18 protein-coding genes are annotated in these 23,057 nt (G+C 75.3%); 4 read left to right on the forward strand and 14 right to left on the reverse strand.

What is annotated here, in order from left to right:
• Positions 1–48: 48 nt before the first annotated feature.
• Complete coding sequence (locus FBY24_RS03685) at positions 49–642, forward strand: hypothetical protein (RefSeq protein WP_142158173.1); 594 nt, start codon at positions 49–51, stop codon at positions 640–642.
• Positions 643–768: 126 nt separating this feature from the next.
• On the opposite strand, the gene pstB is transcribed toward FBY24_RS03685, so the two are convergent.
• The 6 genes from pstB to FBY24_RS03715 all read right to left on the reverse strand — a co-directional run bounded on the left by pstB (position 769) and on the right by FBY24_RS03715 (position 7,090).
• Positions 769–1,548, reverse strand: a complete 780-nt coding sequence (pstB, locus tag FBY24_RS03690; protein WP_142158175.1) for a phosphate ABC transporter ATP-binding protein PstB — start codon at positions 1,546–1,548, stop codon at positions 769–771.
• Between the two features lie 39 nt (positions 1,549–1,587).
• A complete protein-coding gene (gene pstA, locus FBY24_RS03695; RefSeq protein ID WP_142158177.1) occupies positions 1,588–2,649 on the reverse strand; it encodes a phosphate ABC transporter permease PstA in 1,062 nt (353 codons plus the stop codon).
• Positions 2,649–3,647 (reverse strand): phosphate ABC transporter permease subunit PstC, encoded by a 999-nt coding sequence (gene pstC, locus FBY24_RS03700; RefSeq protein ID WP_142158179.1) that lies wholly within the window; start codon positions 3,645–3,647, stop codon positions 2,649–2,651. The genes pstA and pstC overlap by 1 nt, the downstream gene beginning before the upstream one ends.
• A 140-nt stretch (positions 3,648–3,787) precedes the next feature.
• Complete coding sequence (gene pstS / locus FBY24_RS03705) at positions 3,788–4,909, reverse strand: phosphate ABC transporter substrate-binding protein PstS (RefSeq protein ID WP_142158181.1); 1,122 nt, start codon at positions 4,907–4,909, stop codon at positions 3,788–3,790.
• Between the two features lie 184 nt (positions 4,910–5,093).
• Complete coding sequence (locus FBY24_RS03710) at positions 5,094–5,804, reverse strand: response regulator transcription factor (RefSeq protein ID WP_142158183.1); 711 nt, start codon at positions 5,802–5,804, stop codon at positions 5,094–5,096.
• Positions 5,801–7,090: a cell wall metabolism sensor histidine kinase WalK gene (locus FBY24_RS03715; RefSeq protein WP_142158185.1), complete on the reverse strand. Its 1,290-nt coding sequence runs from the start codon at positions 7,088–7,090 to the stop codon at positions 5,801–5,803. The genes FBY24_RS03710 and FBY24_RS03715 overlap by 4 nt, the downstream gene beginning before the upstream one ends.
• A gap of 146 nt (positions 7,091–7,236) precedes the next feature.
• On the opposite strand from FBY24_RS03715, the gene phoU reads away from it, so the two are divergent.
• Positions 7,237–7,911: a phosphate signaling complex protein PhoU gene (phoU, locus tag FBY24_RS03720; RefSeq protein WP_142158187.1), complete on the forward strand. Its 675-nt coding sequence runs from the start codon at positions 7,237–7,239 to the stop codon at positions 7,909–7,911.
• An 88-nt stretch (positions 7,912–7,999) separates the two neighbouring features.
• Here the strand turns inward: phoU and FBY24_RS03725 are convergent, their stop codons facing one another.
• From FBY24_RS03725 to FBY24_RS03745, 5 genes are all read right to left on the reverse strand, one after another.
• Positions 8,000–8,740: a phosphoglyceromutase gene (locus FBY24_RS03725; protein ID WP_142158189.1), complete on the reverse strand. Its 741-nt coding sequence runs from the start codon at positions 8,738–8,740 to the stop codon at positions 8,000–8,002.
• A 92-nt stretch (positions 8,741–8,832) separates the two neighbouring features.
• On the reverse strand, positions 8,833–10,170 hold the full coding sequence (locus FBY24_RS03730) for a glycosyltransferase (RefSeq protein WP_255432200.1): 1,338 nt from the start codon (positions 10,168–10,170) through the stop codon (positions 8,833–8,835).
• Between the two features lie 97 nt (positions 10,171–10,267).
• Positions 10,268–15,469, reverse strand: a complete 5,202-nt coding sequence (locus tag FBY24_RS03735) for a glycoside hydrolase family 3 N-terminal domain-containing protein (RefSeq protein WP_160158417.1) — start codon at positions 15,467–15,469, stop codon at positions 10,268–10,270.
• A gap of 185 nt (positions 15,470–15,654) precedes the next feature.
• Positions 15,655–16,713 carry a beta-propeller fold lactonase family protein gene (locus tag FBY24_RS03740; RefSeq protein ID WP_142158193.1) on the reverse strand — a complete coding sequence of 353 codons (1,059 nt, stop codon included), beginning with the start codon at positions 16,711–16,713 and terminating at the stop codon, positions 15,655–15,657.
• Between the two features lie 9 nt (positions 16,714–16,722).
• Positions 16,723–17,961, reverse strand: a complete 1,239-nt coding sequence (locus FBY24_RS03745; RefSeq protein ID WP_255432201.1) for an ROK family protein — start codon at positions 17,959–17,961, stop codon at positions 16,723–16,725.
• A 96-nt stretch (positions 17,962–18,057) separates the two neighbouring features.
• On the opposite strand from FBY24_RS03745, the gene xylA reads away from it, so the two are divergent.
• Together xylA and FBY24_RS03755 are read left to right on the forward strand one after the other, a co-directional pair.
• Positions 18,058–19,248, forward strand: coding sequence for a xylose isomerase (xylA, locus tag FBY24_RS03750; protein WP_142158197.1), 1,191 nt, complete (start codon positions 18,058–18,060; stop codon positions 19,246–19,248).
• A gap of 87 nt (positions 19,249–19,335) precedes the next feature.
• Positions 19,336–20,769, forward strand: a complete 1,434-nt coding sequence (locus FBY24_RS03755; protein WP_142158199.1) for a xylulokinase — start codon at positions 19,336–19,338, stop codon at positions 20,767–20,769.
• A gap of 132 nt (positions 20,770–20,901) precedes the next feature.
• On the opposite strand, the gene FBY24_RS03760 is transcribed toward FBY24_RS03755, so the two are convergent.
• The 3 genes from FBY24_RS03760 to lysS form a co-directional block, all read right to left on the reverse strand.
• Positions 20,902–21,237, reverse strand: a complete 336-nt coding sequence (locus FBY24_RS03760; RefSeq protein ID WP_142158201.1) for an Lsr2 family protein — start codon at positions 21,235–21,237, stop codon at positions 20,902–20,904.
• Positions 21,238–21,337: 100 nt separating this feature from the next.
• Positions 21,338–21,496, reverse strand: coding sequence for a hypothetical protein (locus FBY24_RS19090; RefSeq protein WP_174243463.1), 159 nt, complete (start codon positions 21,494–21,496; stop codon positions 21,338–21,340).
• A gap of 10 nt (positions 21,497–21,506) precedes the next feature.
• A complete protein-coding gene (gene lysS, locus FBY24_RS03765; RefSeq protein ID WP_142158203.1) occupies positions 21,507–23,039 on the reverse strand; it encodes a lysine--tRNA ligase in 1,533 nt (510 codons plus the stop codon).
• Positions 23,040–23,057 lie beyond the last annotated feature (18 nt).

Here is a 23,057-nt window from a genome sequence, read left to right on the forward strand (position 1 = left end):
CCGCGGTGCCCGCGCGCCCGCCGCGCGAGACCGCGAGCAGGAGATGCCGTGAACCCGCCCCGCACCCGCCGCCCCGCCCGCCTCGCGAGCGCCCTCGTCGGCATGGTCGCCGCCACGGCGCTCGCCGGCTGCTCGGCGACCAACCCGATCACGACGATCGGCGACTACGAGGCCTCCGACGGCCTGGGTGTCACGCTCGGCGACGTCCGCGCGGTCAACCTCCTCGTCGTCACCGCCGAGGAGGGCGGCCCCGGCACCCTCGCCGGTGCGCTCGCCAACGGCGGCTCCGAGGACGTCACGGTCACGCTGCAGCTCGCGGGCGCCGAGCCCGTGGACGTCGACGTCCCCGCCGAGCAGACCGTGCTCATGGGGGCCACCGGCGCGCCGGAGCGCTACCTGCTCGCCGAGGTCACCACCGACGCCGTCGACGGGCGCCCGGGCGGCACCACGACCCTGAACCTGGCCACGGACGCCGACGGCGACGTGTCGGTCGCGATCCCCGTGGTCGACGGCACCCTCCCCGAGTACGCCGACCTCGTGCCGACGGCCGAGCCGACGCCGGAGCCGACCGAGGAGCCCGCGCCGGAGCCCACGGACGCACCGACCGAGGAGCCCGCGCCGACCGCCGAGCCCACCTCCTGACACCCGGCGCCCCGCACCCCGCGCACCCGCGCCCACGCACGAGGGCCGGGCAGGTCTGGTGACCTGCCCGGCCCTCGTCGTCGGTGGGCGCGCCCGCTCAGGCGGCGCGGCGCGCCCGCCCGCCGGTCACCCGAAGCGGCCCGAGATGTAGTCCTCGGTCGCCTTCTCGCGCGGCGAGGAGAACATCGTCGCCGTGTCGTCCATCTCGATGAGCCGGCCCGGCTTGCCCGTGCCCGCGATGTTGAAGAACCCCGTGCGGTCGGACACGCGCGCCGCCTGCTGCATGTTGTGCGTGACGATGACGATCGTGTAGTCCGACTTCAGCTCGGCGATGAGGTCCTCGATCGCGAGCGTGGAGATCGGGTCGAGGGCCGAGCACGGCTCGTCCATGAGCAGGACCTGCGGGCGCACCGCGATCGCGCGCGCGATGCACAGGCGCTGCTGCTGCCCGCCCGACAGGCTCGACCCCGGGCGCTCCAGGCGGTCCTTGACCTCGTTCCACAGGTTCGCGCCGCGCAGCGAGGCCTCGACCAGGTCCTGCTGGTCGCCCTTGGCCATGCGGCGGTTGTTGAGCTTGACGCCCGCGAGCACGTTGTCGGCGATCGACATGGTGGGGAACGGGTTGGGCCGCTGGAAGACCATGCCGATCTGGCGGCGCACGGTCACCGGGTCCACGTCCTGGCCGTAGAGGTCCTGGCCGTCCATGAGGGCCTTGCCGGTCACGCGCGCACCGGGGATCACCTCGTGCATGCGGTTGAGGGTGCGCAGGAACGTGGACTTGCCGCAGCCCGACGGGCCGATGAGGGCCGTGGCCTGCCGGGGCTCGATGGCCATCGTGACGCCCTCGACGGCGAGGAAGTCGCCGTAGTAGACGTCGAGGTCAGAGACGTCGATCCGCTTCGACATGGGTGGAGTCCTTCCTGGGGGCCGGCTCGCGCCGACGGGTCAGCGGGCGCCCTTGGGCGCGAACCAGCGGCTGATCAACCGGGCGAGCAGGTTGAGCGCCATGACGACGAGGATGAGGGTGAGGGCGGCGGCCCACGCGCGGTCGATGCCCGTGCCGCCGGACTCGTACTGGCGGTACGCGAACACCGGCAGGGTCGCCATGCGGCCCTCGAACAGGTCCCAGTTGACCTGCGTGACGAGACCGACCGTGAGCAGCAGCGGGGCGGTCTCGCCGATGACGCGCGCGACGGAGAGCATGATGCCGGTGACGATGCCCGCGGCGGCCGTGCGCAGCACGACCTTGACGATCGTCAGCCACTTCGGCACGCCCAGCGCGTACGACGCCTCGCGCAGCTCGTTCGGCACGAGGCGCAGCATCTCCTCGACCGAGCGGATCACGACGGGCGTCATGAGCAGCGCGAGAGCCACGGCACCCATGATGCCCGCACGGAACGCCGGGCCCAGGATGAGAGTGAACAGCGCGAACGCGAACAGGCCGGCGACGATCGACGGGATGCCCGTCATGACGTCGACGAGGAACGTGATCGCGCGCGCCAGCGGTCCGCGGCCGTACTCGACGAGGTAGATCGCCGTGAGCAGGCCGATCGGCACGGAGATGACCGCCGCGGCCAGCGTGATCACCAGGGTGCCGACGAGCGCGTGCTGGATGCCGCCCTCGGTCATCGCGCCGAAGACGCCGACCATGTCGGTGGTGAGGAACTCCCACGAGAAGGCCGCGGCACCCCGGGTGACGACGAGCAGCACCAGGGAGACCAGCGGGATCAGCGCGAGCAGGAACGCCCCGGTCACGAGGGTCGTGGCGAGCCGGTCGGCGGCGCGCCGCGGCCCCTCGACGATGCGCGAGGTGACCGTGAGCCCGATCGCGAAGAGCACCGCGCCGAGCGCGACCACGCCCGCGACGGTCGGCGTGCCCAGCACCAGCAGCAGCACGAGGGCCACGCCCAGGGCGGCGACCGCCGCGACCGGCGTCGCCCAGCGGGGCAGCCGGCCGTGCGACGTGTCGACGAGCTGCACGGGGGCGGGGACCATGTCGACGGCCATCAGTTCGCTCCGGAGAACTCGGCGCGGCGCGCGATGATCCAGCGCGCGGCGAAGTTGACGACGAACGTGATGACGAACAGCGCGAGACCGGTCGCCACCAGCGCGCTCACGGACAGGCCGCTCGCCTCGGGGAACTTCGACGCGATGTTCGCCGCGATCGTCTGGTGCTGGCCCGGCTGCAGCAGGGCGAAGGAGTACAGGAACCCGGGCGAGATCACCATGAGCACCGCCATCGTCTCGCCGAGCGCACGACCCAGGCCGAGCATCGAGGCGGAGATGACGCCCGAGCGCCCGAACGGCAGGACGGCCTGGCGGACCATCTCCCAGCGGGTGGCGCCCAGCGCGAGCGACGCCTCCTCGTGCAGGCGCGGCGTCTGGAGGAACACCTCGCGCGAGACCGCCGTGATGATCGGCAGGATCATCACCGCCAGGACGATCCCGGCCGACATGATGTTCTTGGCCGGCGCCGTGTAGTCCGCGAGCAGCGGGATGAAGCCGAGCGTGCCCGACAGCCACTCGAAGAACGGGCCGACGACGTCGAGCAGCCACAGGGCGCCCCACAGGCCGTACACGACCGACGGGATCGCGGCGAGCAGGTCGATGAGGTAGCCCAGGCCCTGCGCGAGCCGGCGCGGCGCGTAGTGCGAGATGAAGAGCGCGATGCCCACCGACACCGGCACGGCCAGCACGAGCGCCAGCACCGACGCGAGCAGGGTGCCGAAGACCAGGGGCCCGACGTACTCGAGCATCGAGTCGCCGTTGAACCAGGAGATCTCGCCGAGCTCCTCGGCGGACGCCGTCAGGGCCGGCCACGCCTCGATGACGAGGAACACCGCGACGGCGGCGAGGGTGACGAGGATGAGGACGCCGGCGGTGGTCGACAGGCCGGCGAAGACCTTGCTCGCGACGCGTCCGGTGGACACGTCGGCGCGCTCGAGCCCGGCGTCCTCGGTCGGGGGCGAGGAGGTCCCGTGCGGGGGGGTGGCGGTGACGGCCACGGCTGCTCCGGAGGGTGCGGGGGGCGGGGAGGGTGGGGGCGTGACCGCGTGCGCGGCGTCGCCGGGCAGGGCGGAAGCCGCCCCGGGGCGCTGGGCCCCGGGACGGCTCCCGTCGGTGGCGGTCACAGGTGGGCCGGTTCTCAGCCCGCCAGCGCGATCGCGTCGATCGCGGCCATGACCTCGGTGCGCAGGTCGTCCGAGATCGGCGCCGAGCCGGCGACCGTCGGGTCGGCGGCGCGCTCCTGGCCCTCGGGGCTGGCGACGTAGGTCAGGTACGCCTTGACGTTGTCCACGTCGGCCTGGTCCTCGTACACCGAGCAGGCGATCGAGTAGGACATGAGGACCAGCGGGTAGGCGCCCGCGGCGGTCGTGGTGCGGTCGAGCTCGACGACCAGGCGGTTCGCCGTGGCGTCCTCGGCGCGCGGGGACGCGTCCACGACGGCGGCGGCGGCCTCGGCGGAGAACGGCACGTACTCCTCGCCGACCTTCAGCGCGACCGTGCCCAGGTCACCGGCGCGCGAGGCGTCGGCGTAGCCGATCGCACCCTCGGCACCCGTCACCGTGTCGATGACGCCCTGCGTGCCCTGGCCGGACTGCGTGCCGGTGATCGGCCAGTCGCCGCTGGCCTCGTGCGGCCACGCGCCGTCCGAGGCGGCCTCGAGGTACTCCGTGAAGTTCTCCGTGGTGCCGGACTCGTCGGACCGGTTCACGGGGATGATGTCGATCGCCGGGAGCTCGACGTCCGGGTTCTCGGCCGCGATGGCCGCGTCGTCCCAGGACGTGATGTCGCCGTTGAAGACCTTCGCGATCGTCTCGGCCGACATGTTGATGTGCTCGGCGTCGACGTCGGGCAGGTTGTAGACGACGGCGATCGGGGAGATGTAGAGCGGGACCTCGATGGCCTCGCCGCCGTAGCAGCGCTCCGTGGCCTGGGCCAGCTCCTCCTCGTCGAGCGCCGCGTCGGACCCGGCGAGCTGGACGGCACCGGCGAGGAACTGCTCGCGGCCGCCGCCCGAGCCGATGGCGTCGTAGCTGACCGCGACGCCCGGCTGCTGCTCGTTGAAGCCGGCGATCCAGCCGGCGACCGCGTTCTCCTGCGACGTCGCACCGGCCGCGGCGAGCGAGCCCGAGAGCTCGGCTGCGGCGCCGTCACCGGTCGCGCCCGGCTCCTCGGACGAGCCCGAGGAGCACGCGGCGAGAGTCAGGGCGAGCGCGCCCGTGAGGGCCACGGCGCCGAGACGGCTGTGGGGGGTGAGCTTCACTGTGTCCCATCCTGTCGGTCCGCGCGCACCGGTCGGTGCGCGGCCGTGACCGACGCTAGGGAGGGCAGGTGACCGGATCGGCGGCCCTCGGTGAACCCCGGATGAACGCTGGTCGACCAGACACCGGTCCAGGTCCGTCCGGACCCCCGCGAGGCCCGTCAGGGTCGCAGGCGTGTGAGCGCGCTCACTCCTCCGAGCCGTCGGACAGCTTGTAGCCCAGCCCGCGCACCGTGGTCAGCAGCGCCGGCGTCGACGGGTCCGGCTCGATCTTCGCCCGGATGCGCTTGACGTGGACGTCGAGGGTCTTGGTGTCCCCCACGTAGTCCGACCCCCACACCCGGTCGATGAGCTGGCCGCGGGTCAGCACGCGCCCCGGGTTGCGCAGCAGGATCTCGAGCAGCTCGAACTCCTTGAGCGGGAACGCCACCTGGTGCCCGTCGACGTGCACGGTGTGCCGGTCCACGTCCATGCGGACCGGGCCGACCTCGAGCGTGCCGTCGTCCTCCAGGTCGTCCGCCGTCGCGGGGCGCCCCGCGGACCGTCGGCGCAGCACCGCCCGGATGCGGGCCAGCAGCTCGCGCGACGAGTACGGCTTCGTCACGTAGTCGTCCGCGCCGAGCTCCAGGCCCACGACCTTGTCGATCTCGTCGTCCTTGGCCGTGAGCATGATGACGGGCACGTCGGAGTCCTGCCGCAGGCGACGGCAGACCTCCGTGCCGGGCAGGCCCGGCAGCATGAGGTCGAGCAGCACGAGGTCCGCGCCGTGCTCGGCGAACCGGTCGAGCGCCTCGGGGCCCGTCGCGGCGGTCACCACGTCGTACCCCTCACGGGCCAGCAGGTACGACAGGGGGTCGCGGTAGGACTCTTCGTCCTCCACGAGAAGGATGCGGGTCACACGGTGCTCCTGGTCGCTGGCCGGCCGTCGGCCGGTCGGTCGGTGCCGCGCGGGGCGGCGGGGGTGGTCGTCGCGGCGGCCCCGTCGGGGGGCGGCGCGTCGGGGGTCGCAGGTGCCTCGCGGACGTCGGCCGCGGGCGCGTCCGCCGGGTCGTCGCCCTGGTCGGCCACGGGCAGGCGCAGCGTGAACGTCGAGCCGCGGCCCGGCTGCGACCACACGCTCACGTCACCGCCGTGGTCGGCCGCGACGTGCTTGACGATCGACAGGCCCAGCCCGGTGCCGCCGGTGTCCCGCGAGCGCGCGGGGTCGACCCGGTAGAACCGCTCGAAGACGCGCTCCTGGTCGGCCGCGGCGATGCCGATGCCCTCGTCGACGACCGCGACCTCCACGAGGTGGCCGCGGCGCTTGACGCCGACGCCGACGGACGTGCCGTCCGGCGAGTACGCCACGGCGTTGTCCAGCAGGTTGCGCACCGCGGTGACCAGCAGCGCGTGGTCGCCGAAGACGACGACGCCGGTGTCCCCGCCGGCGCTGAGCCGGACCTGCTTGGCGTCCGCGCCGGTGCGGGCCCGGTCGAGGGCCTCGGCGACGACGGCGTCGACGCTCACGGGCGCGACGTCCTCCAGGGCGCCCGCGACCTGGAGGCGGGACAGCTCGATGATCTCGTGCACGAGGGCCGACAGCCGCGTCGCCTCCGCCTGCATGCGCCCGGCGAACCGGCGCACCGCGGGCGGGTCGTCCGCGGCGTCCTCGACGGTCTCGGCCAGCAGCGACAGGGCGCCGATCGGGGTCTTCAGCTCGTGCGAGACGTTGACGACGAAGTCCCGGCGGATCGCCTCGACGCGGCGCGCCTGCGTGAGGTCCTCGGCCAGGACGAGCAGCAGGTCGGGCGTCACCTGGGCGACCCGCACCTGCAGGAGCAGCCGCCCCTGGCCGACGGGGCCGCGGGGCACGTCGAGCTCCTCGTCGAGGATCACGCCGTCGCGGCGCACCTCGGCGACCATGTCCCGCATCGAGGCGTGCACGAGCCGGCCGTCGCGCACCAGGCCGAGGGCGTGGGCCGGGGCGCTGGCCCGCAGCACCTCGTCCTGGGCGTCCAGCACCACCGCCGCCGAGCGCAGCACCGCGAGCGTGCGCACCAGACCCTCGTCGACCTCGGGCTCGGGCAGCGGGGGCATGCGCGTCTGCACGCGCTCGCTCCACCGGAACGCGCCGACGGCGACGGCGCCGACCAGCACGCCCAGCGCACCGGCGACCAGGGGGACGACACCCTCGAACAGCTCCACAGCGTCACACTAGGACGACGGTGGGGCACGGTCGCACCACCCGGGGCCGTGGTCGCCGTCCTGCCACGGGCTGTTCACCTGCCCGCGGCGTCGCGTTCACCGCGACCTGCGACCGTGGGGCGGCACACGCGCACGAGAGGGAGCACATGCGGGACATCTTCGACGCCGAGCTCAAGCAGCTCGGCGACGACCTGGAGGCCATGAGCGCCCGGGTCGAGCAGGCCGTGACCAACGCCGGCCGGGCACTGCTGACGGCCGACCTGACCCTCGCGGAGTCGGTGATCGCCGACGACCTGGCGATCGACGCGCTCGAGCGGGACCTCGACGAGCGGTGCGTGCGGCTGCTCGCGCAGCAGCAGCCCGTCGCGACCGACCTGCGGGTCGTCGTCTCGGCGCTGCGCATGAGCGCGTCGCTGGAGCGCATGGGCGACCTGGCCCGGCACGTCGCCCAGGTGACACGCGCCCGGTACCCGGAGGTCGCCGTGCCGGCGGGCCTGGAGGAGACCTTCACGCAGATGCAGGACGCCGCGGTGCGCGTCGCCCGGCGCGTCACCACGCTGCTCGGCACGCGCGACCTCGCGCTGGCCGAGAGCATCGAGCAGGACGACGACCTGCTCGACGAGCTGCACTCCGACACGTTCGCCGCGATGCTCGGCGGCGAGTGGGAGCACGGCCCGCAGGCGACCGTCGACGTGACGCTGCTGAGCCGGTACTACGAGCGGTTCGGCGACCACGGCGTGTCCGTGGCGCGGCGCATCGTGTACCTGGTCACGGGCGCGACCGCCGAGGCCCTGGACCCCGCCGCGGTGCGCGGGTCCTGACCCGCGCAGCACGACCACCGGGGGCGACCCCGGCACGCGAGAGGCGCCCGTCCCGGGGAGGGGGCGGGCGCCTCTGTCGTGCGCGGAGTCAGCGGCCCTGGTTGGCCACGGCCGCGATGGCGGCCTGCGCGGCCTCGGGGTCGAGGTACGTGCCGCCCTTCGTGACGGGCTTGAGGGTCTCCTCGTCCAACTCGTACAGCAGCGGGATGCCCGTGGGGATGTTGATCCCGGCGATGGTCTGCTCGTCGACGTCGTCGAGGTACTTGACGATCGAGCGGATCGAGTTGCCGTGCGCCGCCACGAGGACCGTCTTGCGGGCCTGGAGGTCGGGGACGATCTCGGCGTCCCAGTAGGGCAGCGCCCGGTCGAGGACCTGCGCGAGGGCCTCGGTGCGCGGGATCGGCTCGCCCGCGTAGCGCGGGTCCGCGTCCTGCGAGTACTGCGTGCCGAGCTCGATCTCCGGCGGCGGGACGTCGTACGAGCGGCGCCAGAGCATGAACTGCTCCTCGCCGTACTCGTCGAGGGTCTCCTTCTTGTTCTTGCCCTGCAGCGCGCCGTAGTGGCGCTCGTTGAGGCGCCAGGAGCGCTTCACGGGGATCCACAGGCGGTCCGCGGCGTCGAGCGCGTAGTTCGCGGTCGTGATCGCGCGGCGCAGCAGCGACGTGTGCACGACGTCCGGCAGCACGCCGGCGTCGGTCAGCAGCGTCCCGCCGCGCTTGGCCTCCGCGACGCCCTTCTCGGAGAGGGGGACGTCGACCCAGCCCGTGAACAGGTTCTTGGCGTTCCACTCGCTCTCGCCGTGGCGGAGCAGCACGAGGGTGTAGGTCATGGCGCCATCCTGCCGCAGGGCGCGACCCGGTGCGCAGGGACGTCCGTCCCCCGGCCGGCCGGCGACGTCCGTCCACCGGCCGGCCACCGCGGTCAGGTCCGGCGGTGCTCCGCGGCCACGCGGTACACCTTGAGCACCTGCTCGGCGGCGGCCTCCCAGCCGAACCGCTCGGCGACCCCGCGGGCGGACGCGGCCCACCGGGCCCGGCGCGCGTCGTCGGCGAGGGCGTCGGCGAGGACGTCGGCCCACACGGCCGGGTCGTGGCCGGGCACGAGGCGGCCGGAGACCTCGTCCTCGACGACCGTGCGCAGGCCGCCGACGGCGGCGGCGAGCACGGGCACGCCGGTGGCCTGGGCCTCGGCGGCGACCAGCCCGAACGACTCCGAGCGCGAGGGCATCGCCACCACGTCGGCGGCCCGGTACCACTCGGGCAGCTCGGTGCGGGGCGCGGGCGGGCGGACCACCACGTCGTCGGCGACGCCGCACGTGGACGCGAGCGCGAGCAGCTCGCGCACGGCGGTGGGGCGGCCGCTGGGGCCGCCGAGCACCAGCAGCAGGGGCACGGGACGGCCGGTGGCGCGCAGCACGCCGAGGGCGCGGACCAGCACGTCCGGGGCCTTGAGGGCCTGCACGCGCCCGGCGAACAGCACGACCTGCCGGTCCGCGGGCAGCCCCAGCCGGGCACGGGCCGCGCGCGCGGCCCCCGGGCCGGCCGGGCGGAACCGGTCGAGGTCGACGCCCGGCTCGACGACGTGCACGCGCTGGGGGTCGGCGCCGTACATCTCGACGAGCTCGCGGGCCTCGACGGCCGTCGAGGCGACGAGCGCGTCGGCCCCCGCGACGACCTGCTCCTCCCCCATGACGCGGCCCGTGGGCTCCGGGGTGTCCCCCGGGCCGAGGTTCGCGTTCTTCACCCGGGCGAGCGTGTGCGCGGTGTGCACGAGCGGCACCTCCCAGCGCTGGGCGGCGATCGCACCGACCTGGCCGGACAGCCAGTAGTGGGAGTGCACGACGTCGTACCAGCCGGGCCGGCGGGCGGCCTCGGAGCGCAGCACCCCGGCGGCCATGCCGCACAGCACGCCGGGCAGGTCGTTCTTGTCGAGCACCTCGAACGGACCGGCGGGCACGTGGTGCACGAGCACGGGCGGGGTCACGCCGGGGTCGACGTCGCACGCGAGCAGCACGTCGCGGGCGTCGGTGGGGGCGAGGGGGCGGCCGTCGGCGTCGGCGCCGTCGAGCACCACCGTCTCGGGCAGGTCGGACGACGTGGCCCGGGTGAACACCTCGACACGGGAGCCGCGGGCCGCGAGGGCGCGCGCGAGCTCGAGGACGTACACGTTCATGCCGCCCGCGTCGCCGGTGCCGGGCTGGTCGAGCGGGGACGTGTGCACCGAGAGCATGGCGACGCGGGGCGCTCGCTCTGCGGTCACCGCCCCATTCTCACCGATCGTCGGCGTCCCGCCACCACCCGACGTCCCGGCGCGGGGCGCGACGGTCGCCGGGCGGCGGGGCGGCGGGTGCGGGGCGTCACCGGACGATCAGCAGGCGGGGCGGGGCCACGGCGGGCAGGTAGGACGGGTCGCCGCGGTAGACGACGAGCACCAGGCCCGTGCGCGTCGAGCGCGGCAGGGTCACCGCGACGGTGCCGTCCGGCGGCAGGTCCACGGTCACGCTGCGGCGGCCGTTCACCCAGACCTCCACGTCACCGGTCGGCGGGACGCCCTCGACGCCGCGCACCTGCACCTCGACGACCTTCGGGTCGGCGCGGCCGACGGACCAGTCCGTCCCGTCGGTGCGCACCCGCGCCAGGCCCGGCAGCACCCGCCACGTGGTCGGCGCCGACGTCGAGCCGGCCACCGCGGCGCTGCCCAGGGACGTCGCCGTCACCTCGTGCGTCCCGGCGGCCGTGCCCCGCGGCAGCGTCACGCGCACCTGCGCGCGCCCCGCGCCGACGGGCTCGAGCGTCCCGGTCGCGACGACGACGTCGTCGACCCGCACCTCGACGTCGCCCGCGGGCGTCGCGCCGTCCGCCCGCACGGTGACCACGGCGGTCGTGCGGGCGCCGAGGGCGGTGACCCGCGGGGTCAGGTGCAGCGTCGTCGTCGAGGGCACCGGGTCGGTGGTCGGCACGCCGGCGACCTGCGCGAGCAGCGCGACCGCCGCCGCGGGGTCGCCCGAGACCAGGGCGTGCTCGGCGTCGGCCGTCAGCGCGACGGCGTCGGCGGGCAGCCCGTCCGCCGCCGCCACGACCGCAGCCTGCGCGAGGTCGCGGACGCCGCTGACGACGAGGTCGGCCGCCCGGGCGACGTCCCGCGCCGCACGGTCGCTCGTGCCCGGGTCGTGGTCGAGCTGCGCGGCCGCGCGGGCGAGCAGGGGCACGAGCGTCGCGGTCGCGTCGGGGTCGACCGCGTCGCCGTCCCACACCGGGGCGTCGAGGACGGCCTGCACGGCGGCGCGGGCCGGGCCCGCGTCGAGCAGGTCGACGGCCGTGACCAGGCGCGCACGGAGGGCGTCGGTGCGCAGCCCCCAGCCGTACGCGTACAGCGGCGCGTAGACGTCGTCGCCGACGTTCACGGGCACCTGCTCGGCCGTCGCGGGCCACGAGACCGGCAGGCGCCCCGTGAAGGGCGCGTCGCCCAGCAGCACGTCGACGACCCCGGCGCCCTCCGTGCCGGGCAGCCACGACGCGACGAGGGCGTCCACGTCGTCGAGGTGCTCGGTCACCAGCTGGGGACGCCCCGCGACGACGAGGACGACGCACTCCACCGCCCCGCAGACGGTGTCGATCGCGGCCCGGTCGGCGGCCGGCAGCGTGAGGCTGCGGCCGTTGTTGCCGACGTCGCCGACGCCCTCCGCGTACGGGGGCTCGCCGACCACGACCACGCCGACCTCGGCCCCGTCGAGCGGCGCCGACGCGTCCTTCGAGTACGTGACGGTGGCGTCGGGCGCCGCGGCGCGCAGGGCCTCCAGCACGGTCGTGCCCTGCGTGATGTCGCCCGAGCCGCCCTGCCACTGGACGGTCCACCCGCCGGCCTGGTGGCCGAGGTCGTCGGCGTTGGACCCCGCGACGTAGACGTGCGCGTCACGGGCCAGGGGCAGCACGCCGTCGTCCTTGAGCAGCACCTGCGACGCCGCGACGGCCTCGCGCGCGACCGCCCGGTGCGCGTCCGAGCCCACCGCGTCCGCCTGCGAGCGGTCCGCGAACGGCTCCTCGAACAGGCCCAGCGCCACCTTCTGCGTGAGGATGCGCCGCACCGCGTCGTCGACGCGCGCCTCGTCGACGTCGCCGTCCTCGACCGCACCGGTGAGCGCCTCGACGAACGCGGCGAAGTTGTACGGCGCCATCGCCATGTCGAGACCGGCGTCGACGGCCCGCACGACCTTCTCGCGGTAGGTGCCGCCGGGCAGCTTGTCGATGCCCTCCCAGTCGCTGATCAGGAACCCGTCGAAGCCCAGCTCGCCCTTGAGCAGGTCGGTGTTGAGCTCGCGGTGCTCGTGCATGCGCAGCGGCTGCGCACCGCCGACCGCGACCGCCGAGTACGACGGCATGACGGACCCGACGCCGGCGTCGACCGCCGGCACGTACGGGTCGACGTGCAGGCGCCGCAGCTCGTCGAGGTCGGCCACGTGCGTGACGCCCTGGTCGATCGGGTACCCCGACCCGGCCTGCGCCGGCTCGTACCGGGTGCCGCCGTCGCCGACCCAGTGCTTGGCGGTGGCCAGCACCTTCTCCGGCCCCGACAGGTCGGCCGGGTCGGTGCCCTGCAGCCCCTGCACCGCGGGCGCGGCCAGCGCGGCCACGAGCGCCGGGTCCTCGCCGAACGCCTCGTACGAGCGGCCCCAGCGCTCGTCGCGCGTGACGCACAGGCACGGCGCGAACGTCCACGGCACACCGGTCGCCCGGGTCTCGACGGCCGTGGCGCGCGCCGCGGCCTCGACCAGGTCGGGGTCGCGCGTGGCCCCCAGGCCCTGGTTGTGCGGGAAGATCGTCGCGCCGACCACGTTGTTGTGGCCGTGCACGGCGTCCACGCCGTAGACGAGCGGCACCTGCAGGCGCGTCGAGAGCGCCTGGCGCTGGAACCCGTCGACCATGTCCGCCCAGCCGGCGGCCGTGTTCGGGCGCGGGACCGAGCCGCCGCCGGACAGCACCGACCCCAGGCCCAGGTCGGCGACCTGCACGGGCGACGCGAGCCCGAGACGCTCGGCCTGCGTCATCTGGCCGACCTTCTCCGCGAGCGTCATGCGACCGAGCAGGTCGTCGACCCGCTCGGCGGCCGGCAGCGACGGGTCGAGGTACGGGTGCCCGACAGCGTTGAGGACCACCCGCGGGTCCGGCCCGAGCGCCGCGTCCGCGGACGCGAGGTCGAGCGTGAGGCTCCGCGCGTCGTCCGCCGGTGCGGCCGCCAGCGTGGTCACCGTGACCGTCGTCGTCGCGCCCGACGCCGTGCCCGCGGCGAACACCGCGTCACCCTGCACCGGCGCGTAGTGCGTGCCGCGCTCCGCGGTGCCGGGGGCGTCCTGCCAGCTGACCGCCACGTCGTCGGCCAGCGGCTCGCCGTCCGTGGTCGTCAGCCGCAGCGTCACCTGCGCCTCGTCGCCCGGGTCGACCAGCACCACGTCGTCCGCGTCGACCCGCGCGGCCGCGGGCGGCACCGCCGAGCCGTACAGCCCGACGTCGTCGACGGACCAGGCCTGGGCCTGCGCACCGCCGGGCACGAAGGTGATCGCGTACCCCCACGCCGCCGTGAGGTCCAGCGTGCCGTTGCGCGTGGCCTCGTCGCCCGGCTGGTAGCCGGAGAGCGTGAACGCGTCGAACGGGATCTCCACGAGCTTCCAGCGGCTGCCGTCGGCGGACCAGGAGTCCTTGAACGTCGCCGCCCACACCTCCGAGCGCTCGCCGTCCGGGCCGCCGTCCTTGAGCTCGACCTTGATGTCGGCACCGGCCGTCGGGGACGCGGGACGGGTCTCCTGCGACGCGTACCAGAGCAGGCGGATCCCGCGGTACGCGCTCCAGTCCTGCGAGGCCGCGAGGTTCTGGGAGAACCCGCCCCAGCCGCCGCCGGGCACGAGGTACTCCCCGCCGAGCACGTGGTTGCCGGCCGGTGCACCGTCGCGGTCCTGCTGCTGCACGCCCAGCGACACCTGCGCGCCGTCCGAGCCCCACGTGAACAGGCCGACCGTGGTGCCGGGCTCGGCCAGCGGCACGTCGCCCTCCGCGTCCTCCAGCAGCGTCAGCCGGTCGTACAGGCCGACGTCGTCGAGGGCCCACGCGCCGGCGCCCAGGTCGGTGAGGGTGATCGCCCAGCCCGTCGAGGCCGCCGGGTCGAACCGGGCGTCCGAGGCCGGGTCGCCCTTGAGCCGCAGCTGCGCGAACGGCACGCTGACGCGCCGCCACCCGGCCGCGTCGTCCACGACGGACGTCTCGAAGAGCTGCCCGCCGCTCTTCAGCTCGTACCGCAGCAGCCCGCCGCCGCCCGTGCCCCGGAACCGGAACGTGAACCCGTCCCGCGCCGACCAGTCCGTGGCCGCCGTGTCGTGCGTCAGCCCGAACCAGTCGCCGGCGACGGGCTCGGCCCCGACCGTCGCGAGCAGCACCTGGTCGCCCGCCGGTGCCCCGTCGCGGTCGGACGGCCCCGTGCCGAGCACCGGCGTGACCTCCGTGCGGCTCCCCCAGGCGGTGAAGCCGGCAGGCACGCCGTCGGCGAAGTCGTGCAGCACCTCGACGTCACCGACGTCCGGCAGGTCGCCGTGCGGCGCGAGGGTCACCGTGGTGGCGGTGCGGCCGCCCAGGACGAGGCCGTCGGACGGGTCGTCGAGGGTCAGGGCGACGGTCGTGGCCGGTGCCAGCGGGCCGCCGTCGACGGTCGCGACCGCGACCTGCGCGGTGCGCTCCCCCGCGGCGAACGTGACCCGCTCGTCGACGGCCGTGTAGTGCGTGCCCGGCACCGCCGAGCCCCCGGTCGAGCGGACCCGGACCGAGACCTCCGCCGCGGCCGGGGCGCCCAGCAGCACCTCGACCTGGGCCGTGGTGCCCGCGGGCACGGTCTGCGCCGGCCGGGCGAACGCCGCCGTCGCGACCGTGGGCGTGCCGTGCACCTCGAGCGCGAACAGCGAGTAGCCGTACCAGTGGGGGCGGGCGGGGTCCCAGTCGAACGACGTGCGCTCGAGCATGAGCACCCGCACGTACCGGGCCTGCACCGGGTCGAGGACGATCTCGTCGGTGCCGCCGTCCCCGGCGACCTGCGCGTGCACGGTCGTCCACGCGGCGGCGTCGGCCGGGTCCGCGGTGGCGACCTGGACCTCGTACCGGCGCGCGAACGCCGCCTCCCACGCCAGCACCACGCGGTCGACCGTCGCGGTCGCCCCCAGGTCCGCCTGGAGCCACGCGGTGAGCTCGACGTCCTCGTCGGGGCCGTTGCCGCTGGCCCACCGCGTCGACGGGTCGCCGTCGACGGCCGCCTCCGGCGGGAACGCGCCGTCGACGTCGTCCTGGGACCGGTCGGCCGACGCGGTGCCCACGCGCGCGAGGTCGCCGCCCGCCGCGGACCCGTCGACCGGGGCGGCCGCCGCCGGGGCGACGACGGCCGTGAGCAGCGGCACCACGAGCGCGAGCGCGGCGACGGCTGCGGCGGCGCGGTGCAGGGCCCCGCCCGGCGTGCGCGGACGGGGTGGTGGCGGTGCGGAGACGGCGACGACGCGGGCAGGACGGGACGCGGACGGTCGGTGCACCGGGTCACTCCTTCGTGACGTGTGCGGCCGCACCCCCCAGCGCGACCGCGCCCCGGACGACGGCGGGCGACGCTGCCCGTCACGCCGTCCGCGACCCCGTCAGTCGACCACGGGGACCGGGTGAGGCGTCACCCGAGCCGGGTCACGATTCGGTCACAGAGGGCCGTCACCTGCGATGTGACCGCTCACACGGCCGTCACGGGCACGATGCACGCCGGGGACGGGAGGTCGAGACGCCCGACCTCGGCCCCGGCGGGGTCGAGCACCACGAGCAGGTGCTCCTCCTGGAGCGCCACGACCGTCCAGCCCGCCACGACCTCGTGGTGGCGGGGCGTGCGGCCGGGCAGGGGGGCGACCGCGGGCGTGCCGGGCGTCCCGTCGGGCCCGAGCGGCCAGGTGGTGAGGACGTCGACGCCGCGCACGCCCATCAGCAACCGGTCGCCGTCGCGCAGCACGTGGGCGGGCGCCCCGCCGTCGTGGCCGGGCGCGGCGGGCAGCACCGCCCGGGCCGTGCCGGTGGCGGTGGCGGCGTCCCACGCGAGCACGTGCAGCGTCGCGTCGAGCTCGCCCGCGACGTGCAGCAGCGTGCCGTCGGCGGAGAAGGCGAGGTGCCGCGGGCCGGTGCCCGGGGGGAGCGTCGCCGCCACGCCCGCGTCGGCGAGGGAGCCGTCGGCGGCGCGCGCGTACCGGCGCAGCTCGTCGGTGCCCAGGTCTGCGACGAGCAGGTGCCGGCCGTCGGGCGTGAGCGCCGCGAAGTGGGCGTGCGGCCCGCCCTGCCGGTCGGCGACCGGCCCCGACCCCGCGTGCTCGAACCGCTGGACGGCACCGCCGGCGGCCAGCACCTCGGGGGCGAACCCGCCGTCCGCGGCCAGCGGCAGCACCCCGAGGGCACCGTCGGAGTAGTTGGCCACGTACAGCGCCTGCGGCGTGCGCAGCAGGTGGCACGGGTGCGCGCCGCCCGAGCCGACCGTCGCGCGCGGGGCGAGCCCGCCGTCGGCGGTGACGTCCCACGCCGTGACGGTCCCGGCCGCGCTCTCGTCCACGCCGAGCAGCACGCGCCCGCCCGGGTCGGCCGCGAGGAACGTCGGGGCGGGGGTCCGCACGACGAGCCGCCCGTCCAGCAGCCGGCCCGTGGCCGGGTCGAGGTCCACGCGCCAGACGCCCTCGCCGAGCCCGGCGGGGGTGCCGATGCCGGCGTGCGGGTAGGTGCCGATCCAGAGCGGGACGGGTGCGTGGGTGGTCACGGCACGACCCTACGGACGCGGGGCGCCGCGCGGCACGCCCGTGAGCAGCGCGTCCGGGGCGGCCACGGCCTGCCGGAGCACCGCGAGCGCCCCGCCGGACAGCGCGGGGTAGTCGCCCGCGACGGCCGCCACGACCTGCGGCGCCGACCAGGGCGCGAAGATCACGTGCGCGTCCAGCGCGTCCTGCACCGGCCCGCGCACGTGCGGGGCCAGGCGGGCGAACGAGCCGCCGAGCACGACGTGCGCGACGTCGACGACGTTGGCGACCGACGCGACGGCCAGCCCGAGCCAGCTCCCTGCGCCGTGCGCGGCGGCCACGGCGCGGGGCTCGCCGGCCGCGGCGGCGGCCACGACGTCCGCGAACGGCCGGCCGGACAGGCCGGCGGCCGACGCGATGGCGTCCTGACCGGCGAGGGCCTCCAGGGTGCCGTCGCGGCCGGGGGCGCGGCCGTCGACGACGACGTGGCCGATCTCGCCGCTCCACCCGTGCCGCCCGGTGAACAGCTCGCCGTCGAGCACGACGGCGCCGCCGATGCCGACCTCGCCCGAGACGTAGAGGAACGACGCGGGGCCGGTCGCACGGCGGGCGTGGGCCTCGGCGCGGGCGGCGAGGTTCGCCTCGTTGGCCAGCCGCGGGACGAGGCCGCCGAGCGTGCCGGTGGCGGCGAGCACGGCGAGGACGTCGACGTCGCGCCAGCCGAGGTTGGGGGCGACGCGCAGGGGGCCGGTGACGCGGTCGACGAGGCCGGGCAGCGCGAGCGCGGCGCCGGCGAGGTGCACCCGGTCGGCGGCCAGCCGCTCGAGCAGGGGGGCGGCGAGCTCCCCGAGGCGGTCGAGGGCGTCGGCGGGTGCGCTGCCGCGCAGGTCGACGTGCTCGACGTGCTCGCCGAGCACGCCGCCGGCGAGGTCCACGGCACGCACGCCGAGGTAGTCGACGTTGACCTCGAGGCCGACGCCCGCGACGCGCCCCGCGACGGGCGCCAGGGGCACGGCGGGCCGCCCGGCGCGCGCGAGGGCGACGGGGTCGAGCTCGCGGACGAGGCCGGCCTCGACGAGCAGGTCGGTCAGGCCGGTGACGGCGCCGCGGGAGAGGCCGGTGGCGGCGGCGATCTGGGCGCGCGACGGCGGGGTGACGGCGTCGACGACGTGCCCGAGGACGACCGCGAGGTTGTGGGCGCGCAGGTGCTCCTGGCGGCTCGCGCGCACCGGCCGGGGCAGCGGGTGCGGTGCGGGGGCGGTGTCGGGCACGGGGTTGACCCTACCGACCTGACGGCATAAATTCATCGCACGAACAAATCCGCCGGGCATCGCCGCCCGGACGCCGCTCGACGTGGAGACGTGCTCATGACCCGCAAGCCCACCCCTGCCGACCGCTTCTCCTTCGGACTGTGGACCGTCGGCTGGAACGCCGCCGACCCCTTCGGCGCCGCCACCCGCGCCTGGCTCGACCCCGTGGAGTCCGTGCACCGCCTCGCCGAGCTCGGCGCCGCGCACGTGACCTTCCACGACGACGACGTCGTGCCCTTCGGCTCGTCCGACGCCGAGCGCGAGAAGGTCCTCGACGGGTTCCGTGCCGCGCTCGCCGAGACCGGCATCACCGTCGAGATGGTCACGACGAACACGTTCACGCACCCGGTGTTCAAGGACGGCGCGTTCACGTCCAACGACCGCCGCGTGCGCCGCTACGCGCTGCGCAAGATCCTGCGCAACGTCGACCTCGCCGCCTCGCTCGGCGCCGACACGTTCGTCATGTGGGGCGGGCGCGAGGGCGCCGAGTACGACTCCGCCAAGGACCTGTACGCCGCGCACCAGGCGTACGCCGACGGCATCGACACCGTCGCGTCGTACATCAAGGAGAAGGGCTACGGCCTGCGCATCGCGCTCGAGCCCAAGCCCAACGAGCCCCGCGGCGACATCCTGCTCCCGACGATCGGCCACGCGCTCGGCCTCATCGCGAAGCTCGAGCACGGCGACATCGTCGGCCTCAACCCGGAGACCGGGCACGAGCAGATGGCCGGCCTGAACTACACCACCGGTCTCGCGCAGGCGCTGTGGGCGGACAAGCTCTTCCACATCGACCTCAACGGCCAGCGCGGCATCAAGTACGACCAGGACCTCGTGTTCGGCCACGGCGACCTGTTCTCCGCGTTCGCGACCGTCGACCTCCTCGTCAACGGGTTCCCCGGCGGCGGCCCCCGCTACGACGGCCCAATCCACTTCGACTACAAGCCGTCGCGCACCGAGGACGCCGAAGGCGTGTGGGTCTCGGCCGCGGCCAACATGTCGACCTTCCTCCTCCTCAAGGAGCGGGCGCAGGCGTTCCGCGCCGACCCCGAGGTGCAGGAGGCCCTCGAGGCCGCCGGCGTGCTCGAGCTCTCGCAGCCGACGCTCGACGAGGGCGAGACCCTCGCCGACCTGCTCGCCGACCGGTCCGCGTTCGAGGACTTCGACGTCGACGCCGTCGCCGCCCGCGGCTTCGGGTTCGTGCGCCTCAACCAGCTCGCGCTCGAGCACGCCCTCGGCGCGCGCGGCTGACACCCCGCCGACGCCCGGGCGCCGCGCGCGCCCGGGCGTCCGCACGTCGCCGCACCGGCGACGCCCCGACGAGAAGGAGCACGGACGATGACGCTCGTGGCGGGCGTGGACTCCTCCACGCAGTCCTGCAAGGTGGTCGTGCGCGACGCGCAGACCGGGGCCCTCGTGCGGTTCGGCCGCGCCGGGCACCCCGACGGCACGGAGGTCCACCCGGACCGGTGGTGGGAGGCGCTGCAGCAGGCGATCACCGCCGCGGGCGGGCTCGACGACGTCGAGGCCGTGTCCGTCGGCGGCCAGCAGCACGGCATGGTCGCGCTCGACGCCGACGGCCGCGTCGTGCGTGACGCGCTGCTCTGGAACGACACCCGGTCCGCCCCCGCCGCCGCCGACCTCGTGCGCGAGCTCGGCGACGGGGACGCCGAGGCCGGCGCGCAGGCGTGGGCCGACGCGATCGGCTCCGTGCCCGTCGCGTCCCTGACCGTCACCAAGCTGCGGTGGCTGCGGGACGCCGAGCCCGAGAACGCCGCCCGCGTGGCCGCCGTCGCGCTCCCCCACGACTGGCTCACCTGGCGCCTGGCCGGCGGCGGCGACACCCTCGGGATCGACGCCCTCGTCACCGACCGGTCCGACGCGTCCGGCACCGGGTACTGGTCGCCCGCCACCGGCGGGTACCGGACCGACCTGCTCGAGCGCGCCCTCGGCTCGGTGCCCGTGCTGCCCCGCGTGCTCGGCCCCCGCGAGACCGGCCCGCAGGCCCTCCTGGGCGCCCGCCCCGTGCTCGGCCCCGGAGCCGGCGACAACGCCGCCGCCGCGCTCGCGCTCGGCCTGGGCCCCGGCGACGTCGCGGTGTCGATCGGCACGTCCGGCGTCGTCTCCGCGATCTCCGCCACCCCCACCGCCGACGGCAGCGGCCTGGTCACCGGCTTCGCCGACGCGACGGGCGCGTTCCTGCCGCTGGCGTGCACGCTCAACGCCTCGCGGGTGCTCGACGCCGCGGGACGCATGCTCGGCGTCGACCACGCCGGGCTGTCCGAGCTCGCGCTGTCCGCGCCCGCCGGCGCCGACGGCCTCGTCCTCGTGCCGTACCTGGAGGGCGAGCGCACCCCCAACCGGCCCGACGCGACCGGGTCCCTGCACGGGATGACCCTGGGCACCACGACCCCCGCGCACCTGGCCCGCGCCGCCGTCGAGGGCATGCTCTGCTCGCTGGCCGACGGCATCGACGCCCTGCGGGCCGTCGGCGTGCCCGTGCAGCGGCTGTTCCTCATCGGCGGCGGCGCCCAGTCCGCCGCGGTGCGGGCGCTGGCCCCCACGGTGCTCGGGCTCGACGTGCACGTGCCCACGCCGGGCGAGTACGTCGCCGACGGGGCGGCCCGCCAGGCCGCCTGGGTCCTCTCGGGCCAGGACGCCGCCCCGTCGTGGTCGGCCGCCGCCGACGCGCAGGTCGTCAGCGCACCCGCCGTGCCCGAGGTCCGCGCCCGCTACGCCGCCGCGCGCGACCTGACCCTGACGCGGGCCTGAGCCCCCGCACCCACGACGCCACCCGGGCGGACGCCGAGGGGCCCGGCACCATGACGGTGCCGGGCCCCTCGTGCCGTTCCCCCCGCTGCGTGCGGCCCGACGCGTGCGACGCGTCAGTGCCGTCGGCGCACGTCAGTGCGCGTCGTCGTACGCCTTCTTGACCTCGGCCGAGATGCGGCCGCGCTCCGAGACGTGGAAGCCGTTGGCCTTGGCCCACTCGCGGATCTCCTGCGCGTCGCTCGAGCGCGGTGCGCGCGCCCGGGCCGGCGCCGTGGAACGGGCCGACGTGCGGCCCGACACCTTGCGCGCGTGACCGACCCACGTGGCGAGCCCGTCGCGCAGCTTCGCGGCGTTCTCCGTCGTGAGGTCGATCTCGTAGGTCACGCCGTCGAGGCCGAACGTGACCGTCTCGTCAGCGCTTCCGCCGTCGACGTCGTCGACCAGCAGGACCTGGACCTTCTGAGCCATTGTGTACTCCGGTGCATTCGTGAGGGGGATATCCGGGACGGCGTCAGGATGTCACCCGATGAATGCATCGTCAAACCATGGGCCGCGGGTGCGGCACATTTCACAGGTCGCCGGACTCCCGCGCCTGCGCATCCATGCGTGCCATCTCCTCGCGCTCACGACGGTCCGCATTCACCAGTGCGCGCATCGCATACCAGAAGATCAGCCCGACGCCGATCGACGGCAGCACCGCCGCCGCCACCGCACCCCATCCGTCCATCATCGGCTCCTCACGCCTGCGGCTTCACGAGCGGGAAAAGGATCGTGTCGCGGATGCCCTGGCCCGTCATCGCGATGATCAGCCGGTCCACGCCCATCCCCATGCCGCCCGACGGGGGCATCGCGTGCTCCATCGCCGTGAGGAAGTCCTCGTCGATGCGCATGGCCTCGTCGTCGCCACCGGCCGCGAGCAGCGCCTGCGCCTCGAACCGCTGCCGCTGCACGACCGGGTCGACCAGCTCGGAGTACGCGGTCGCCAGCTCCAGGCCGCGCACGTACAGGTCCCACTTCTCGACCAGACCGTCGTGCGTGCGGTGGTCACGCGTCAACGGCGACGTCTCCACCGGGAAGTCCCGCACGAACGTCGGCGCCCACAGCGTCGAGCCCACGTGGTGCTCCCACAGCTCCTCGACGAGCTTGCCGTGGTTGCGCCGCGCCGGCGCCAGGTCGATCTCCGCCTTCTCCAGCAGCGCCACGAGCACCGCGTCCGGGGTGTCGTGCGTGATCTCCTCGCCGAGGGCCTGCGACAACGACCCGTACATCGTCAGCTGCGCCCATTCCCCGCCCAGTTCGTACTCCGAACCGTCGGCGAGCGTCACCGTCGTGGTGCCGAACGCGTCCAGCGCAGCCGTCTGCACGAGGTCCTGCGTGAGCACCGCCATCGTGTCGTAGTCGCCGTAGGCCTCGTACGCCTCCAGCATCGCGAACTCCGGCGAATGCGTCGCGTCGACGCCCTCGTTGCGGAAGTTCCGGTTGATCTCGAAGACCTTCTCGACACCGCCGACCGCCGCCCTCTTGAGGAACAGCTCGGGCGCGATCCGCAGGAACAGGTCGATGTCGAACGCGTTCATGTGCGTCTCGAACTGCCGGGCCGCGGCGCCCTCCGCCCGCGTCGTCAGCATCGGGGTCTCGACCTCGAGGTACCCGCGACGGTGGAAGTTCTCGCGCAGGGAACGCACCACGGCCGCGCGCGTGCGCACCATGTCCCGCGCCCCGGGCCGCACGACCAGGTCGACGTAGCGCTGCCGGACCCGGGTCTCCTCGGACATCTCGGTGCCCTCGTAGAGGTTCGGCAGCGGCCGGATCGCCTTCGCGGCCATGCGCCACTCGTCGGCCATGACGCTGAGCTCGCCGGTGCGCGAGCAGATCACCCGCCCGTGCACGAACACGTGGTCGCCGAGGTCGACGTCCGCCTTGAACGACGCGAGCGCGTCCGCGCCCACCTCCTTCTGGCTGAGCATCGCCTGCAGCCGGTTGCCCGCCCCGTCCTGCAGCATCGCGAAGACCAGCCGGCCCGTGACCCGCAGGAACACCACGCGTCCCGCGACGCCGACGACGTCGTCGGTCTCCGCACCCGGCTCGAGGTCCGCGTGCGCCGCGCGCACCTCCTCGACCGTGTGCGTGCGCGGCACGCCCACCGGGTACGGCGCCACCCCCGCGGCCAGCAGCCGCTCGCGCTTCTCGCGCCGGACCCGGATCTGCTCGGGGACGTCGTCGACGACGGCGGCGGGCTCGACGGGCTCGGCGGAGGGCGTGGAGGTCACCGCGCAATCCTACGGTCG

This window comes from Cellulomonas sp. SLBN-39 (assembly GCF_006715865.1).
Classification (GTDB): Bacteria; Actinomycetota; Actinomycetes; order Actinomycetales; family Cellulomonadaceae; genus Cellulomonas.